This is a genomic window from Streptomyces sp. RK9, assembly GCF_045070545.1.
Classification (GTDB): domain Bacteria; phylum Actinomycetota; class Actinomycetes; order Streptomycetales; family Streptomycetaceae; genus Streptomyces; species Streptomyces alboflavus.
This window is the reverse complement of sequence record NZ_CP173703.1, coordinates 2,831,059-2,847,836: the sequence shown is the minus strand read 5'-3', so window position 1 is coordinate 2,847,836 and position 16,778 is coordinate 2,831,059. Positions and strand designations below refer to the sequence as shown.

Annotated in this window: 13 protein-coding genes; 10 read left to right on the top strand and 3 right to left on the bottom strand. The window is 72.5% G+C overall.

Annotation, left to right across the window (positions count from 1 at the left end):
• Positions 1–46: 46 nt before the first annotated feature.
• Positions 47–1,759 carry a serine/threonine-protein kinase gene (locus AB6L24_RS11530; RefSeq protein ID WP_405654804.1) on the top strand — a complete coding sequence of 571 codons (1,713 nt, stop codon included), beginning with the start codon at positions 47–49 and terminating at the stop codon, positions 1,757–1,759.
• 58 nt (positions 1,760–1,817) lie between these two features.
• Here AB6L24_RS11530 and AB6L24_RS11525 read toward each other — a convergent pair whose 3' ends face one another.
• The gene (locus tag AB6L24_RS11525; protein WP_405654802.1) at positions 1,818–2,639 is read right to left on the bottom strand and encodes an SGNH/GDSL hydrolase family protein; all 822 of its coding nucleotides are present in this window, start codon (positions 2,637–2,639) and stop codon (positions 1,818–1,820) included.
• Between the two features lie 362 nt (positions 2,640–3,001).
• On the opposite strand from AB6L24_RS11525, the gene AB6L24_RS11520 reads away from it, so the two are divergent.
• The 6 genes from AB6L24_RS11520 to AB6L24_RS11495 all read left to right on the top strand — a co-directional run bounded on the left by AB6L24_RS11520 (position 3,002) and on the right by AB6L24_RS11495 (position 11,950).
• Positions 3,002–3,325: a hypothetical protein gene (locus AB6L24_RS11520; RefSeq protein WP_405654800.1), complete on the top strand. Its 324-nt coding sequence runs from the start codon at positions 3,002–3,004 to the stop codon at positions 3,323–3,325.
• A 4-nt stretch (positions 3,326–3,329) separates the two neighbouring features.
• On the top strand, positions 3,330–4,433 hold the full coding sequence (locus AB6L24_RS11515) for a GNAT family N-acetyltransferase (RefSeq protein ID WP_405654798.1): 1,104 nt from the start codon (positions 3,330–3,332) through the stop codon (positions 4,431–4,433).
• A 411-nt stretch (positions 4,434–4,844) separates the two neighbouring features.
• Positions 4,845–5,753, top strand: a complete 909-nt coding sequence (locus AB6L24_RS11510; protein WP_380836082.1) for a glycosyltransferase family 2 protein — start codon at positions 4,845–4,847, stop codon at positions 5,751–5,753.
• Positions 5,750–6,781: a glycosyltransferase family 2 protein gene (locus AB6L24_RS11505; RefSeq protein WP_405654796.1), complete on the top strand. Its 1,032-nt coding sequence runs from the start codon at positions 5,750–5,752 to the stop codon at positions 6,779–6,781. The genes AB6L24_RS11510 and AB6L24_RS11505 overlap by 4 nt, the downstream gene beginning before the upstream one ends.
• Complete coding sequence (locus tag AB6L24_RS11500) at positions 6,778–7,581, top strand: polysaccharide deacetylase family protein (RefSeq protein ID WP_405654794.1); 804 nt, start codon at positions 6,778–6,780, stop codon at positions 7,579–7,581. Before AB6L24_RS11505 ends, AB6L24_RS11500 begins: the two co-directional genes overlap by 4 nt.
• Positions 7,574–11,950 (top strand): lipopolysaccharide biosynthesis protein, encoded by a 4,377-nt coding sequence (locus AB6L24_RS11495; RefSeq protein WP_405654792.1) that lies wholly within the window; start codon positions 7,574–7,576, stop codon positions 11,948–11,950. The genes AB6L24_RS11500 and AB6L24_RS11495 overlap by 8 nt, the downstream gene beginning before the upstream one ends.
• A gap of 36 nt (positions 11,951–11,986) precedes the next feature.
• On the opposite strand, the gene AB6L24_RS11490 is transcribed toward AB6L24_RS11495, so the two are convergent.
• Positions 11,987–13,411 carry a GH39 family glycosyl hydrolase gene (locus AB6L24_RS11490; protein ID WP_405654790.1) on the bottom strand — a complete coding sequence of 475 codons (1,425 nt, stop codon included), beginning with the start codon at positions 13,409–13,411 and terminating at the stop codon, positions 11,987–11,989.
• Between the two features lie 130 nt (positions 13,412–13,541).
• Here AB6L24_RS11490 and AB6L24_RS11485 point away from each other — a divergent pair, with 130 nt between their 5' ends.
• A complete protein-coding gene (locus AB6L24_RS11485; protein WP_087883456.1) occupies positions 13,542–14,636 on the top strand; it encodes a DUF5925 domain-containing protein in 1,095 nt (364 codons plus the stop codon).
• Positions 14,637–14,876: 240 nt separating this feature from the next.
• Here AB6L24_RS11485 and AB6L24_RS11480 read toward each other — a convergent pair whose 3' ends face one another.
• A complete protein-coding gene (locus AB6L24_RS11480; RefSeq protein WP_405654788.1) occupies positions 14,877–15,269 on the bottom strand; it encodes a GntR family transcriptional regulator in 393 nt (130 codons plus the stop codon).
• 73 nt (positions 15,270–15,342) lie between these two features.
• Between AB6L24_RS11480 and AB6L24_RS11475 the strand changes: the two genes are divergently transcribed.
• A complete protein-coding gene (locus AB6L24_RS11475; RefSeq protein ID WP_405654786.1) occupies positions 15,343–16,275 on the top strand; it encodes a GNAT family N-acetyltransferase in 933 nt (310 codons plus the stop codon).
• Entirely contained in the window at positions 16,256–16,762 is a 507-nt protein-coding gene (locus AB6L24_RS11470; RefSeq protein ID WP_405654784.1) for a DUF402 domain-containing protein, read from the top strand. Before AB6L24_RS11475 ends, AB6L24_RS11470 begins: the two co-directional genes overlap by 20 nt.
• Positions 16,763–16,778 lie beyond the last annotated feature (16 nt).

Genomic DNA, 16,778 nt, shown 5'->3' with positions numbered 1-16,778 from the left:
GAATCGCACGGCTGCGAATGGGGGGCTCGTGTCCGACGAAACGCGAGTGATCGCTGGGCGTTACCGCCTCCTGGCGCCGCTGGGCGAGGGGGGCATGGGCACGGTGTGGCGGGCCCGGGACGACGTGCTCGGCCGCCAGGTCGCCGTCAAGGAGGTCCGCGCGCCGGCGGGGCTCCCGGCGAGCGAGGTCGAGCGGCTCTACACCCGCCTGGAACGGGAGGCCTGGGCCGCGGCCCGGATCCCGTACCGCAACGTCGTGACGGTGTACGACGTCGCCACCGACGAGGGGCGGCCGTGGATCGTGATGGAGCTGGTGCCCGGCCTGTCCCTGTCGGACGTCCTGGAGGCCGAGGGCCCGATGACCCCGCAGCGCGCCGCGCACATCGGCGCGGAGGTCCTCGGCGCGCTGCGCGCCGCGCACGACGCCGGGGTACTGCACCGCGACGTCAAGCCGGGCAACGTCCTGCTGTCCAACGACGGCCGGGTCGTGCTCACCGACTTCGGGATCGCGATGGTGGAGGGCAGTTCGGCCCTCACGATGACCGGCGAGGTCGTCGGCTCGCCCGAATTCCTCGCTCCGGAGCGGGCGTTGGGCCGCCGCCCGGGACCGGAGTCCGACCTGTGGTCGCTGGGCGTGCTCCTGTACGCGGCCGTGGAGGGCGTCTCGCCGTTCCGGCAGGACACGCCGCTGAGCACGCTGCGCGCCGTCGTCGACGAGCAGTTGCCGCCGCCGCGCCACGCGGGACCGCTCGCCCCGGTCATCGAGGGCCTGCTGCGCAAGGACCCGGCGGAGCGCTCGCTCGCGGCGGACACCGAACGGGATCTGCGCCTGGTGGCGGAGGGCCGCACGCCGCGCACGGAGTCCTCGGCGTCGTACCAGCCGACGGTCGTCGCCCCCCACCGGACCGGCCCCACTCCCCCGCCACCACCACCGCCCGCCGGTTTCGCCTCGTCCGCGCCGACCGGCACCACCCCCACCCCGGGTCCCGCGTCCGGCACGACGACCACGACGCCCGAGCGCCGCTCGCGCCGTACGACCGCCGTGCTCGTCGCGGGCCTCACCGCCGTGGCCCTGGCCATCGGCGGCGTCACGTACGCCCTGGTGAACGACGACTCCGACGGCGGGAACGGCGGCACCGACAGCGGCAGCGGCAACACCGGCGGCTCGGACGGCGGCGGCTCCGGCAACAGCGGATCCGACGGCGGCGGCAGCGGGAGCGGCGGCGGGGGTGACGGCGGCGGGTCCGGCAACGGGGGCAGCGGGAACGGCGGATCCGGCAGCGGCGGCGGGACCGACGGCGGCAAGGGCGGCGGCGGTTCCACCGGCGGCGGCCACGGGGGCACCACCACCCCGGCCCAGTCCGTGCGCGTCAGCGTCACCGCGCACCGCACCTCGTACACGGGCGCCTGCCCGGTACCGGCCGGTGAGGCGCCGTCGTTCGCAGCGACCTTCACCGTGGGGCGGGTGCCGGTGGGCGTGCAGTACCGGTGGGTGACCGCCGAGGGCGAGTCGAGCGACCCGGGCTGGAAGACGCTCTCCTTCGCGTCGGGCGGCGGGAAGAGCAAGCAGGTCAACCACACGGAGGTGCCGGGGTGGACGGATCCCGGCACGCACCGCGGCAGCGTCCGGGTGGAGGTCCGCAGCCCGGTGACCGCGACGTCGAACTCCGTCGCGTACTCCGTGACGTGCGAGGAGGAGCCCCCGACCACCGGTGGAGGCTCCTCCTCTCCCTACGATTCCACTCCCTACGACCGGTGAGGCCGGTCAGCCGACCGCGGGGACATCGGCCGCGGGGACGCCGGGCCGTGACGGATCGTCAGGAGGCGGCTCCGCGGAACACCGGGAGGTAGCCGCCGGACTGGCCCGCGGCGGTCGGGTGGTAGGACTCACCGATGTTGCCCCAGTTCACGCTGTGCAGCCAGGAGTCGCTGGAGCAGATCTCGTGGTTGGTGAACGTGGTGGTGACGTCGCCGAAGGTGAAGCCGTGGTCGGCCGCGCGCTTGGCGGTGGCGGTGTTGAGGTGGTCGGCGGCGCCGTTGATGGCGCGGCGCTCGCCCTCGGTGAGACCGGCGAGACAACTGCCGCCGAGTTTGTAGAAGCGTGGGTAGCCGAGCACCACCACGCGGGCGGAAGGCGCCTTGCTCCTGATCGCGGAGTAGACCTGGTTCAGCTGGCCGGGCAGCGTCGAATCGACGTACGCCTTGGCCTGGTTGACGCGCGTCACACAGCTTGATTCGGACTGCAGTACGCACGTCATCATCACGTCGGCGAAGCCCGCGTCGTTGCCGCCGACCGAGAGGGACACCAGTCCGGTGCCGGAGTTCAGGGGCCCCAGCTGGTTGTTCAGGACGTCACCCGTTCGAGCGCCGGAACAGGCCGTGAAGCTGAAGCTGGAGGGCGAGTTGGCGGCGGCCCACAGCGCCGGGTAGGAGCGGGTGCTGCGCTTGCAGTTCCCACTGCCGCTGTCGTAGCTGCCGGCGCCGACGCCGGAGGAGTAGGAGTCGCCGAGCGCCACGTAGGCGGGGGCTGCGGCCCGGTCGTCACCGGAGTCCGCGTGCGCCGTGGCCACCCCGGTGAGGGTGCAGGCGGCGGCGAGGAGGAGCGAGGAAGCGTATGCCGTGAAACGGGACAATCTCATGGAACCTCCCTTAGCAGGATTTCTGCCTCGACAGTGGTAGCACGCACCACCCGTTGCCGATAGTGTCCATGTCAATCAATTCTTCAGTAATTCCCTTGCCCGCCAGGACAGTTCACCGATCGGACTACAGTCCGACAACGAACATCTGCACACCCCCTCCGCATCTTGACGGGCCGCCGGATGCTGAGCGACATTGAAGCCCGGCATCCGGCGCTTCGGGGGGCAAGTCGCCCATGCAGACCATCGGGATCAAGTCAGCGTCTTCCGGCACAGGACGGCCGGAGGAGGACCCTGGCGCAGAGCCGCGCACAGCGGCGTCAGCGACGCAACTGGACCTGACACCGCTGTTCGCGGGTGTGGCCGTGGCCGCCGGATGCGTCGGCGCGGCGTTCGCGCTGCTCGACCTCTCCTCGCCGCTGCGCGCCCCGTTCGTCCTCTTCTTCCTGCTCGCCGCGCCCGGCTTCGCCCTGTCCCCGTGGCTGCGCGGGCTCGACACCTGGGCCCGCGTGGTGGCCTGCGGCAGCGGGGCGCTCGTGGTCGACCTGGTGGTCGCCCAGTCGATGCTGGCGCTGCACGTGTGGTCGATCCGCGGCGGCGTCGCGGCGGTCGGCGCGCTCAGCGTGCTCGTCTTCCTGTCGGCCCTGGCGCGGCGACGGCGTCACCGCGCCCCGAGTAGACGGACGTGATGACGTGGAGGTCACCGTGCACCGCCCCGGCGAGCTCACCGCAGCCGACCGGGCGGCATGGACGGCCATGCAGTCCAAGGCTCACCTGAACGGGTTGCCCGACCTCTCGAACCCGTTCCTGGCACCGGAGTTCACCCTCGCCATGGCGCGGGTCCGGGGGAACGTGCGGGTGGCCGTAGCCAGACAGGACGGCGAGCCCGCGGCGTACTTCCCGTTCCAGAGATCCAGAACCGGCGTGGGCCGGGCCGTCGGCCTCGGCGTCTCCGACTGCCAGGGCCTGGTGCACCGGCCCGGCTTCGCGTGGGACGCCCGGGGCCTGCTCCGCGACTGCGGGCTCGCGATGTGGGAGTTCGACCACCTCGCGGCCGGCCAGGACGCTTTCGAGACCGGCGCCTCCGGCCGGTTCGCGTCCCCCGTGATGGATCTCGACGAGGGCTACGAGGGCTATCTCGCCCGGGTCCGGGCCCGCTCCCCCAAGTTCCTCCGCTCCACCCTCGCCAAGGGCCGCAGGCTCAGCCGCGACCACGGCGAGGTGCGCTACGTGCACGACGAGCGCGACCCCGCCGTGCTGCGCAGGCTGATCGCCTGGAAGTCCGCGCAGTACCGCAGGACGGGCCGCAGCGACCGCTTCGCGCACGACTGGATCACGCACCTGGTGCACCAGCTCTTCCACAGCCGCGGCGACTCCTTCGCCGGCGTCCTCTCCGTCCTGTACGCCGGGGGCGCGCCGATCGCCGCGCACTTCGGCCCGCGCAGCGAGCGCGTGCTTGTCTGCTGGTTCCCGGCGTACGACCCGGACTTCGCCCGGTACTCACCGGGTCTCCTGCTGCATCTGCACATGGCCGAGGCGGCCGCCGCCGACGGCATCGCGCACATCGACCTCGGGCGTGGCCAGAAGCAGTGGAAGGACTCCTTGAAGACACGTGAACTCACGGTGTCGGAAGGGTGGGTGGCGCTGCGCCACCCCATGGCAATCGGACATCGTGTCCACCGGGCACCCGTACGGGCGCTTCGCAATACCGTCGTAGGCCGACCGGAATTGTTCGGGCCTGCAGATCGCCTGCTCAAACGCCTGGGAAAGATCAGAGCCGGGCGCCGGAACGATTAAGAAGCGCGCACGAACCGCCAAGGAACGCCAGGGGTGATGGGTGATCCGGACACTCATGTGGTGTCCGAAGAGAACGGTCAAATATCCGAAACCGTGAGACCCCGTTCCAGGTCTTGCCATACGGTCGCAAGCATCAATACCGTCGTACATCCACCCGCATCGGTCCATCGGCAGTCGGTCTAGGGGAGGGCTCAAGACCGCGATGGTTCCGGCGCGGGGCGCGGTAGGGGGGTGCCCGTGTCCGGTGATCGAATTTCTGCCGGATCACGTGCCGCGCAGTCATGCCAGCTCACTCGGCGTGCCCGGAAATCCATTCCGCCATGACCGCAGTGAGAATCCCCCCTTTCGAACCGGATCCACAACCGGACCGCCCGGGGGCGGGTGGTCCACCGGACGAGAGGGATCAGACTCATGAGTTCTGCTGTGCGCCCGGCCGGCCGGGGGCAAGATCCTTTAATCGAACCGTCGTCGAACGCGTCCGAAGGATCGAACGAAAAGACCGGACCAATGGAAGGGACCGCCATAGCGGGATTGCCCGCCATTCCTAGCCAGCATGAATACCGTCCGGTTTCCTCGCACCTGGCGATTGCGCCACCGGTGAGCGTCGTGATTCCCGCCATGAACGAGGCGGAGAATCTTCCGTACGTGTTCAAGACGCTGCCCGAGTGGATCCACGAAGTCGTACTGGTGGACGGCAATTCCACCGACGACACCGTCGCCGTGGCCCGGGAGCTGTGGCCGGACGTGAAGGTGGTGCGCCAGCTCGGCAAGGGCAAGGGCGACGCCCTCATCACGGGCTTCGAGGCCTGCACCGGCGACATCATCGTGATGGTCGACGCGGACGGCTCCGCGGACGGCCACGAGATCGTCAGCTATGTCTCCGCCCTCGTCTCGGGCGCCGACTTCGCCAAGGGCTCCCGCTTCGCCAACGGCGGCGGCACCGACGACATGACCTTCATCCGCAAGCTCGGCAACCACGTCCTGTGCTCCGTGGTCAACGCCAAGTTCGGCGCCCGCTACACCGACCTGTGCTACGGCTACAACGCCTTCTGGCGGCACTGCCTCGACAAGATCGAACTCGACTGCACCGGCTTCGAGGTCGAGACGCTGATGAACATCCGCGTCGTCAAGGCGGGGCTCAAGGTGCAGGAGATCCCGAGCCACGAGTATCTGCGCATCCACGGCGTGAGCAACCTCAGCGCCGTGCGCGACGGACTGCGCGTGCTCAAGGTGATCCTGACCGAGCGCTCGAACAAGCGGACGCAGCGCCAGGGTTCGCGGACCACCGCCCAGCCGCGCCACCAGGGAGAGGCTTCTTGATCTCCATCTCGGTGGTCGTGTGCGCGTACACCGAGGACCGCTGGGAGGACATCCTCGCAGCGGTCGCCTCGGTGCGCGCGCAGTCCCACACCGCCCACGAGACCCTGCTCGTGGTCGACCACAACACGCCGCTCCTGGACCGCCTCACCAAGGAGTTCAAGGAGACACAGGGAGTGCGGGTGCTCGCCAACGCGGGCCCCCGCGGCCTGTCCGCGGGCCGCAACACCGGCATCGCCGAGTCCAGCGGCGAGATCATCGCCTTCCTCGACGACGACGCCGTCGCCGAGCGGGACTGGCTGCGCCACTTCGCCGCCGGGTACGAGGACCCCCGTGTCCTCGCCGTGGGCGGGCGCACGCTGCCCGCCTGGGAGTCGGGCCGCAGGCCCCGCTGGTTCCCCGAGGAGTTCGACTGGGTCGTCGGGTGCATGTACCGGGGCCACCCGACGGGCCGCGTCGCGGTGCGCAACGTGCTCGGCGGCAACGCCTCCTTCCGGCGCACCGCCTTCGAGGTCGCGGGCGGCTTCGCCACCGGCATCGGGCGTGACGGCGACAAGCGCCCGCTGGGCTGCGAGGAGACGGAGCTGTGCATCCGGCTCACCCGCGCCCGCCCCGACGCCGTGCTGCTCATCGACGACCGCGCGGTCATCCACCACCGGGTGCCCGCGGCCCGGGAGCGGTTCGGCTACTTCCGCACCCGGGCCTACGCGGAGGGCCTGTCCAAGGCCCTGGTGTCCCGGAGCGTCGGCGCCGACAAGGGCCTGGAGTCCGAGCGCCGCTACACCACCCGGGTGCTCCCGGCCGGTGTCGGCCGCGGGCTGCGGGACGCGGTGCTCGCGCGCCCCGGCGGCGCCGGGCGCGCGGGGGCGATCGTCGCGGGCGTGATGGCGGCGGCCGGTGGGTACGTCGTCGGGAGCGTCCGGGCGCGGCGTGCGGGGGCGAGCTTCGCCGTCGTCGACGTGACCGGCCCGGCCCCCGCCACGCGGGGCACCCGGGGCACGGGGACGAGAGGTGGTGAGGGCGAGAGATGAGCACCGGCGGGATACCGATCCTGATGTATCACGCGGTCGCCCCGCACCCGAACGAGGCGACCCACGACCTGTCCGTCTCGCCCGAGGCGTTCGCGGAGCAGATGGAGGTGGTGCGCGCCCTCGGCTGCACCCCGCTCACCACCTCCCAACTGGCCTGGCACTGGCGTCAACCCGGGCGCCCACTGCCGACCCGGCCGGTTCTGATCACCTTCGACGACGGCTACGAGGGCGTGCACCGGCACGCCCTCCCGGCGCTCGCCCGGCACGGCTTCAGCTCGACGCTGTTCGTGGCGACGGGCTGGCTGCCGGGGAAGTACGACACGGGCGGCGGCCTCGACACCATGCTCGGCTGGGACCAGGTGCGCGAACTGGCCGCGGCCGGCACGGAGATCGGGGGGCACAGCCACACGCATCCGCAGCTGGACCAGCTCTCCGACGACGCGCTCTGGTTCGAGCTGGTGCGCTGCCGTGAGATCCTCGCCGATGAACTCGGCACCCCGCCGGTGTCGTTCGCCTACCCCTACGGCTACTCCAGCCGCCGGGTGCGGCGCGCGGTCCGCGGCGCCGGGTTCGGCCAGTCCCTCGCCGTGGGCAACGGCCTGGCGCGCCGCTGCCAGGGTCCGTACGCGCTGCGGCGGGTGACGGTGCGGCGCTGCACCCGGATCGGGGAGTTCGAACGGTTGCTGCTCGGCCGCTCGATCGTCCGGTCCTTCGCCAGGGACCGGGTGCTCAGCAAGGGATACGCCATAGTCCGCAGAGCCCGACAAGCCCGCCGGAAGGCAGCTCGCCCCCGTGTCTGACACGACCACCGCACAGGCAGCGGTCACCGGGACCGACGCGCAGACGGACGGCACACCGCCGGCCGGCAAGTGCCGCAGGGCCCGGAGAATGCGCCTGCCCGGGGCGGGGCGGAGCGGCGGCGGGAGCCCGCTGTTCCGCAACGCCTACGCGCTCATGCTCAACACCGGAATCTCCGGTCTGCTCGGCCTCGGTTTCTGGCTGGCCGCCGCCCGGTACTACTCGGAGTCGGCGGTCGGCCAGGGCTCGGCGGCCATCGCGGCGATGAAGCTCCTCGCGGGCATCACCGCCGTGACGCTCATGGGCGCGCTCGCGCGTTTCATCCCGGTGGCGGGCCGCGCCACGGGCAAGCTCATCTTCCGTACGTACGCGATGAGTTCCGTCGTCGTCGCGTGCGCGGCCCTGGCCTTCCTGGCCACGCTGGGTCTGTGGGGTCCTTCGTACCGCTTCCTGCACGGTCCCGTGGCCGGGGTGTGCTTCGTCGGCGCGGTGGTGGCGTGGTCGCTCCTGACGCTCCAGGACGGGGTGCTCACCGGGCTGCGGAACGCGCTGTGGGTGCCCGTCGGCAACACGGTGTTCTCCGTCGTGAAGCTCGGGCTCCTGATCGTCTTCGCGGCGGCCATACCGACGGCCGGGGTGTTCGTGTCGTGGGTGGCCGCCATCGCCTTCTCGGTGGTGCCGCTCGGCTGGCTGGTCTTCCGGCGACTCGTGCCGCGCCATGTGCGGGCCACCGAGGGCAGGACCACACCGCCGACGCTGCGCGAGATGGGGCGCTTCCTCGCCGGTGACTACACCGGTTCGCTGTGCTCGCTCGCGGTGGTCTATCTGGTGCCGGTGATCGTGGCCGCGCAGGTCAGCTCCGCCGACAACGCGTACTTCTACATCGCGACGACCATCGGCGGCACCACCAACCTGCTCGCCATCAACATGGGCGCGTCCCTGACCGTCGAGGGCGCGCACGACCCGGCCCGGCTCGCCGCCAACACCCGTGCGGCGCTGCGCCGGATGGCGCGGATCATGATCCCGGTGTGCGGGATCCTCTTCGTGGGGGCGCCGTACATCCTGCACGTGTTCGGCGCGGGCTATTCGGAGGCAGCCACTCCGCTGCTGCGCTGGTTCGCGGTGGGTGCACTCCTTCGGGTGGTCATGGAGACGTACTTCGCCGTCCTGCGCGCGCAGAGCCGCACCTCCGGACTCGCCTGGCTGCAGGGCCTGCTGTGCGTGCTCGTGCTCGGCCTGACGCTGCTGCTGCTCCCCCGGATGGGGCTGACCGGCGCGGGCGTCGCGGAGATCTCCAGCCTCGCGGTGATCGTGGCGATCGCGGCTCCGAAGCTGTACGCCATCACGCGCGCGGCCCCGGCCGCCGAACGCGCGGCGCCCGACGGGGACCTGGCGGACCTCGGCACCCGGGACGTGCCCGCGGCGGCCACCGTCGAGCTCACCCCGCAGCGGCCCGCGGACAGACAGCGGCGGCACGGGCCCGCGTGGGCGCTGCGCGAGTCCCTGGACTCCGACACACTTCAACTGGCGGTCCAGATCGACCTGGAGCATCAGGAGCGCCGCCCGGACGTGCGTCCGGGACCGACGGCACGAGGGCCCGTGGGAGCGGGCAGGGGGGACGACATGGAGGGGCACCGGCCCACCTGGGCGGCCCGGTCGGCGCGCACCACGCCCGCCGCCGGGGCGCGCGTGGTACTGCCGCCGGAGGCGGACGGGACGGAGCGGGGGGCGGGCGCGCAGGGGTCCGCCGCGGAGCGGCCCGCATCGGACGGGGCGGAACTGCCGGAGAGCGCGGAGAGCACGGAGAGGCCCGGGGAGTCGGAGCGGTTCGGCGGGGCGGAGATGTCCGGCGGGGCGGAGAGCTGTGGCTCGCCCGGGTCGGCATCGGTCGCGGAGTCCATGGGCGGGACGGACCGGGTCGGCGCGGGGAGCCACTCGGACGCAGCGGGTCGCGCGGAGGCGGAGCGCCGTGCCGAGGCAGGGAGCCATGCGGAGGCTGCGAGCCGATCCGAGGCTGCGAGCCGTCCCTACGTGGAGGGCCGTCCCGACCCGGTGAGTTGGCCCGACGCCGTGGGTCACGCCGAGACCGGGATCTGGCCCGACGCCGTGGGACACCCCGACACCGAGAGCAGCCTCGACCCGATGAGCCTGCCCGTGAAGGAGCCCTGGCCGACCGTGGCCGACCCGAAGGCGCCCCCTGTCGCCGTGCCCCCGCCCACGGCCGGTGCGCCCGGCACACCGCCCGCCACGCCACCCACCACGCCTCCCGCCGCACCGCCCGGCACCGGACCGGCCGACCCGCCGTCCCCGGCCGCCGCTCCCCCGGCCCGCCCGGCCGCCGCGCCCGCACGCCCGCCCCGGACCACCCGCAAGACCCTCGTCCTCGGCCTCCTGCTGCTCGTCGCCCTCGGCCTGTACTGGGTCCCGGTGTTCGGGCTCGACGAGGGCGACCTCGACGGGATGGGCGGGCTCGGGCTCGTCTCCGTGCTGCCGCTGCCGACGCTGGTCGGCGCCGCGCTGCTCGTGGGCGTGTTCGCGTCGCTCCTTTGGCTGGAGCGGCAGAACCGCTGGCTGCTCCTGCTGACCCTGGTCGCCACCGTCGTGTCCCTGCACGCGCTGCCGGCCGTCATCGAGACCGAACCCCGGTTCGCGACGGCCTGGCAGCACCTGGGCTTCATCGAGTACATCGACCGGACCGGCACGGCGGTGCCGGACCTGGACGCGCGCTGGAGCTGGCCCGGCTTCTTCGCCGCCGCCACGTTCCTCGCGGAGGCCTGCGGCGTCTCGGACCTGACCGAGGTCATCCGCTGGTGGCCGACGGTCATCCAACTCCTCTATCTGGCCCCGATGCTGCTGCTCACGCGCTCCCTGCGGGCGAGCTGGCGCGCCAAGTGGGCCGGGCTGTGGATCTTCGTCCTGAGCGGCTGGGTCGGCCAGGACTACTTCTCGCCGCAGGGCTTCACGTATCTGCTGTACATCGCGTTCGTGGCGATCCTGCTCGTGTGGTTCCGCGCGCCACGCGTGATCTGGACGAAGCGACGGCCGGGCGAGGCCGAGGTCGAGCCCGCCAACCGCCGTCAGCAGGCGGTGCTCCTCGCCGTGCTCCTCGGGCTCTTCGCGGGCACGGTGCCCGCGCACCAGCTCACGCCGTTCGTGATGCTCGGCGTTCTCACCGCCCTCGTCCTGCTGCGCCGCTGCGAGCTGCGCGGCCTTCCGCTGCTGTGCGGCGTCATGGTCGCCGTCTGGCTGGGCTTCTTCGCCGAGCCCTACTGGTCGGGGCACTTCGACGAGCTCTTCGGCGGCGTCGGCGGCGTCGGCGGCAATGTGTCGTCGTCGGTGTCCGGCCGGATCGAGGGCGGCAGTTCGACGCACAAGCTGGTGCTCTACGTCCGGGTGGCGCTCGCCGGTGGCGTGATGGCCATGGCCTGCTGGGGCTGGCTGCGCAGGCGCCGGCACAAGTACCGCGAGGTGTCGCTGCTCGTCCTCACCTTCGTGCCGTTCCTCGGCTTCGGCATGCAGTCGTACGGCGGCGAGATGGCGCTGCGCGTCTTCATGTTCGCGCTGCCCGGCGCCGCGCTGCTCGCCGCGCTCGCGCTGTTCCCGCGCACCGGCGCCACGCCGAAGGAGCGCGACCGGGACAAGGTGAGCCTCGCGCCCCTCGCCGCGCTGCTCGCGGGCCTCGTCCTGGTGGGTGGCTTCCTGGTGGCGCGCTGGGGCAACGAGCCCTTCGAGCGGATCAGGACCGGCGAGGTCGCCGCAATGGAGTACGTGTACGCCCACGACGACCCGACGGTGCGGCTGCTGTGGATGAGCAACGACACCGTCAACAACGTGACGCCCGCGATCCCCTGGGGCGCGCGGGACGCGGAGAAGGTCGAGTACGTGCCGACGCTCGCGCCGCCCGACCCGGTCCTGGTGTCAGGACTGGTGAAGGCGCTCAAGGACGCGGGCCCCAACTCGTACCTCATGATCAACCGCAGCCAGACCGTCTACCTCCAGATGGACACCGGCTATCCGGCGAACTGGGACACCCGCCTCGCCCGCAACCTCGACAAACGCCCGGAGCTGAAGAAGGTCTACGGCAACGCCGACGCGAGCCTGTACGCGCTGCGCCAGCAGCCGGAAGGGCCGGTCGCCGCGGCCGACCCGGGCGCCGTGGGCCCGAAGGTGACGTGGACGCCGTGGACGGTGGTGGGCGCCCTCGCGGTGCTCGCGCTGCTCGCGCTGCTCGCCGTGCGCGAGGTGGTGCGGGTCGCGGCGGCGCCCGGCGTGGGGCAGCAGCGCTGGCTGCAGAGCAGCTTCTGGTTCTCGCTGCCGCTGCTCGCGGTGTTCGTGGCGTCGCTGATCCAGCGGTTCCTGACGATGGCGTAGGGCGCGGCGGGCCGGGTCAGGTCAGGCGCGGGCGGCTCACCGCGTCAGCCACTTCACCTCGTACCCGGCCATGTCGAAGCGCTTGCCGTCGACCTTCGCGCTGATCTTCCGGTCGACGGTGTTGACCACGAGCACGGTCTTGTCGTCGGCGAGGACGCGGACGTTCGGCGCGTCGTCCTCGGCGACGTCCACCTTCTCGTAGCGGGTGCCGGGCGGGAAGGCGTCGGAGAAGCGGGCGAGGAGGTTCAGCATGGGCTTCTCGCGGCCGCCGTCGGCGCTCTGTGTGGGGCTCCACAGGCAGCCCGCGCAACTGCCCTCGCGCTTCTGCGGGTTCCAGTAGAAGCCGCTGGTCGCGCCGCCGCGGGCCATCGCCATCAGGCCGGAGGCGTGCACGGCGACCCGGCGCTCCTCGGCCCAGTCGTCGCGGTTGTCCTGCCGGTCGCCGGGCTCCACGTAGTACTCGGCCCACCACAGCGGCAGGTCGCCGGTCTGCTCGCGCACCCAGCGGCCGACGGCCGTGAGCTTGTCGGTGGCGCCGAACTCGTCGGGCAGCAGCTCGTCGTCCTCGGTGTAGCTGGCGCCGTCGACGACCACGAAGTCGGCGCCGTCCTTGTGCTTGTTCCAGTACGTGAAGGCCTTGAGGGACCGCTCGTCGAGGCGGCCCCACGGGCCCTCCACGTCGTCCGACCCGCCGCCGGACCCGCGCGGGTCGACGCTGTCCATGACCAGGTAGGGGCCGCCGACCTGGATGTCCTTGTTGACCTGCTTCAGGGCCTTGTAGACGAGGTTGTAGAGCTTGGTGTAGCCCTCGTGGTCCCAGCGGGCCTCGGCCGAGTTCCAGAAGCCCTTGAACTCGTTCCAGACGAGGAAGTGCCGCACGTCGGGGTAGCGCTTGGCGACGGTCGCCGCGAGGGCGGCGTAGTCGTCGAAGTGCTCGGGCCGGGGCGCGGTCTCCAGGGAGTCCTGGCTCCAGTCCGTGTTGTCGGAGCCCGACTTGCCGCCCTTCATCCAGTCCGGGGCGCAGCACAGGGTGACCACCGGCGTGCCCTTGGTGGCGCGGATGAAGTCCATCCGGTGGTCCATGGCCTCGAAGTCGTAGCGCCCCTTGACCGGCTCGGGGTTGCCGGCGCCCCAGCCCATGATGTGCTGGATCTGCGGCAGCGGGCGCGGCTGGTCGGCGAGCAGCTTCTGGAGACGGCCGACGGCCGCGTCGTCTCCTTCGTTGCCGCTGTACTGCGTGTGGGTGAAGCCCCAGCCCACCTCGGGCCGTGCGTCGCCGTTCGTCGGGGCGGGTGTGCCATACACCTTGTCGCCGTCCGGAGTCGTGCCCGCCGTGCTTCCGCGCTCCTTGTCGGGCAGCGTGAGCATGGTCAGGACCAGGGCCAGCGCGGCCAGCGCCACGCCGACGAGGGCGGTGAGACGCCACCGCCGTGCATCGCCTTGCCACCCATGACGTCCCATCACGGGCAAGCGTATCGGCGCACCCCCGCGGTGGGGGCGGTTCCGCGCGACAGCCGGCTCCACGGCGCGCGGGGTGGCGCACTGGGGAAACCGCGTGCACGGAAGCGCACCCGTGACGGATCATGGCGGCATGTCTGCGAACCTTAAGGACGCCCTGCCGATCCGGCTCAACGTCGACGACAGCGACTCCCCGTCCGACGTCGTGGACGCGCTGTTCCTCGGCCGCTTCGCGACGGGCGAGCAGCCGTTCTCGCACAGCGCCAACATCGACCGCGTGAAGCCCGGCTCCGAGCTGCTTCCGCCCGGCGCGACGGTGCTGCGGGCCGCCCGGGACGACGACCGCAGCGCCACGCTCGCCGAGGGCGAGGGGTGGACGCTGCTGGTGTCCCGGTGGAACCGCGGCGCGGACGTCACGGTCACGGCGACCACCGCCGAGCTGGCGGAGCGGGTCCTCAAGGAGGCCACGGACGGGGCGCAGGACGACCCCGAGCCGCAGCCGGAGAACGTCACCATGGGGTTCTGGTACGTCTCGCCGCGGCGCGGGCCGCACCGCACGACCCGGCAGATCTCCGCGGGGACGTGGGACGAGGTGCGGGAGAACTACACCGCGCCGGTCGCCGACGCCATGGACAAGCTGATGAAGACCACGCCGGAGGACATCTCGGGGCGCCTCCTGCTGCTGCACGGGCCGCCCGGCACCGGCAAGACGTCCGCGCTGCGCACGCTCGCGCGGTCCTGGCGGGACTGGTGCCAGGTGGACTGCGTCCTCGACCCGGAGCGGCTGTTCACCGATGTCGGCTATCTGATGGACATCGCCATCGGTGAGGACGACGGCACGGCGAAGGGGCGTTGGCGGCTGCTGCTCCTGGAGGACTGCGACGAGCTGATCCGGGGTGAGGCCAAGCACACGGCGGGGCAGGCCCTGTCCCGGCTCCTCAACCTCACGGACGGGCTGCTCGGCCAGGGGCGCAACGTCCTCGTCGGTGTCACCACCAACGAGGACCTGGAGCGTCTCCACCCGGCCGTGGTCCGCCCCGGGCGCTGCCTCGCCCGCATCGAGGTCGGCCCGCTCACCCTCACCGAGTCCGTCGACTGGCTCGGGACCTCCGAGGGTGTCTCCCGGGAGGGGGCGACCCTCGCCGAGTTGTACGCCCTGCGGCGGGGGCAGTCGCCGACCGCGCTGCCGTCCGCCCGGGACGGGGCCGATGCGGGTCTGTACCTGTAGGTGCTGTCCTGTCCCGCCGCTCCGCGGCGGATGTCTCCCACCCGCCCACCCCCCACATCGGCCTCCGCGCCGTCGCCCGACCCTCCGGCTGCCGGAACGTGCCGGGCAGGCCGGTCCTCCGGTGCCGCGAAGGGCCTTCTGGCGTCTGCGGGTTGGGGGCGGAGGGTTGGGGGCAGGGGCGAGCCTGTGGGCGCCGCTTACGCGCTGCGGGCGGGGACTGCGGGCCCGCGACCCCCGGCCTCAGCCCCCCGACCCGTAAGCCGCGCGCAGCGCGTCCCGGGCGGCGGACGTCGCGGCCTCCTCGGTGAGGCCGAGGCGGCGCACCCGCTCCGCGTAGGCCTGCGCGGCGGACGCGGCGGCCTTGGCGGACGCGTCCCCGGCGGCGGCCACGAACGTGCCGTTGCGGCCCCGGGTCTCGATCACGCCGTCCTCCTCGAGCGCCCGGTAGGCCTTGGCCACGGTGTTCGCGGCGAGCCCCAGGCCCTCGGCGAGCCCTCGCACGGTGGGCAGCTTGTAGCCCACCGGGAGGCTCCCGCTCCGGGCCTGCGCGGCGATCTGCGCGCGTACCTGTTCGTAGGGCGCGGCCGCGGCCCGCCCCTCCGTGCCCTCATCGATCACGATCTTCAGCGTCACGCGGCGATTGTCCCGCACCGCGCCCGGCAAAAAGGAGAGGCGGCTCCCGCGCCCCCCGACTACCGTCCGCCCCATGACAGAAGTCCTGGTCCGGGCCCTGCGCCCCGACGATCCCGCGGACACCTCCGCGTTCGCGGCGGTGCGCCGCGTCTGCGTGCCCGCCATGCTGGCCACCTCCGCGTCCGTCGCGTTCGACGCGGCGCACGCCCATCCCGACGCGCACTACCTGCAGTTGGTCGCGGAGGTGGACGGCGAGGTGGTCGGCACCGCGCAGACCGGCGTGGCGTACGACAGCCCGGAGCCGGGCCAGAGCTTCGCCAACGTCTACGTCCACCCGGGGCGCAGGGGCGTCGGCGCGGGCTCGCTCCTGGTCCGCACGGCGGAGGAGTACCTGGCGGGCAAGGGAGCGACGACCGTGTACTCCTGGGTCCTCGACAGCGAGGAGAACCGCGCGTTCGCCGCGCGCCGCGGCTACCGCGCGAGCCGGTCCGCGCACTTCCTCCGCCTCGACCTGGTGAACGGCGAGCTGCCTCCCCTCGCGGCGCCGCCGTCCGGCGTGGAGCTGCGCGGCGGCGCCGAGTTCGCCGCCGACCCGCGTCCCCTGTTCGACCTGGACGCGGAGACGGTCGCGGACGAACCGAGCGACGTGGCGGCGGAGTTCACCGACTACGAGCACTGGCTGGCGGAGACCTGGCACCATCCGCTGGTCGACCAGGAGCTGACGACCGTGGCGGTGGTGGACGGGCGGCCCGCGGCGTTCAGCCTGGCGCGCACGGACGACGCCGCGCGGTACGCGAGCGGGATGACGGGCACGGCGCGGGCGCACCGCGGCCGGGGGCTCGCCAAGCTGGCGAAGAACGACTCGCTGCACCGGGCGCGGGCCGCCGGGTTCAAGGAGGCGTTCACCGGCAACGACGCGGGCAACGAACCGATGCTCGCGATCAACAAGTGGTTCGGCTACGAGATCTGTGACACGGAGGTACGTCATGTCCGCGCCCTCGGCTGAGCCGGCGCCCGCCACCGACGTGGAGGTCGTCCTCCGCAAGGCGGGCCGCACGAAGATCCGCTACCCGGCGCGGCTCCTGTCGGACGACGGCACCCGCGTGACGGTGCGGGCGCCCTGGGCGGGCGCGGGCGTACGGGACTTCGGCTTCGTCCGCTTCGAGCCCGGCGACGTGTTCGTCGAGCACTTCTGGCGCGACCGCTGGTACGCCGTGAAGGAGGTGTACGCGGCCGACGGGACGCTCAAGGGCTGGTACTGCGACGTGACCCGCCCGGCCGTGCGCGACGGCGCCGTCCTGACGGTGGAGGACCTCGACCTGGACCTCTGGTGCTCGGCGGACGGCACCACGATCCTCCGCCTGGACGAGGACGAGTTCGCCGCGAGCCCCCTCCCCGAAACGGACCCACCGGCGGCAGCGGCAGCCCTGGCGGCCCTGGACGACCTGGAACAACTGGCAGAGGCGGGCGGCCACTTCCCCCGGACGGGCTGAGCGCGGGCAGGCGGCG

Excerpts from the sequence above, each read along its gene's own strand:
- AB6L24_RS11485 (WP_087883456.1), top strand. The coding sequence starts at position 13,542 with ATGTCTGCGAACCTTAAGGACGCCCTGCCGATCCGGCTCAACGTCGAC.
- AB6L24_RS11500 (WP_405654794.1), top strand. The coding sequence starts at position 6,778 with ATGAGCACCGGCGGGATACCGATCCTGATGTATCACGCGGTCGCCCCG.
- AB6L24_RS11475 (WP_405654786.1), top strand. The coding sequence starts at position 15,343 with ATGACAGAAGTCCTGGTCCGGGCCCTGCGCCCCGACGATCCCGCGGAC.
- AB6L24_RS11470 (WP_405654784.1), top strand. The coding sequence starts at position 16,256 with ATGTCCGCGCCCTCGGCTGAGCCGGCGCCCGCCACCGACGTGGAGGTC.
- AB6L24_RS11525 (WP_405654802.1), bottom strand. The coding sequence starts at position 2,639 with ATGAGATTGTCCCGTTTCACGGCATACGCTTCCTCGCTCCTCCTCGCC.
- AB6L24_RS11490 (WP_405654790.1), bottom strand. The coding sequence starts at position 13,411 with ATGGGACGTCATGGGTGGCAAGGCGATGCACGGCGGTGGCGTCTCACC.
- AB6L24_RS11510 (WP_380836082.1), top strand. The coding sequence starts at position 4,845 with ATGAGTTCTGCTGTGCGCCCGGCCGGCCGGGGGCAAGATCCTTTAATC.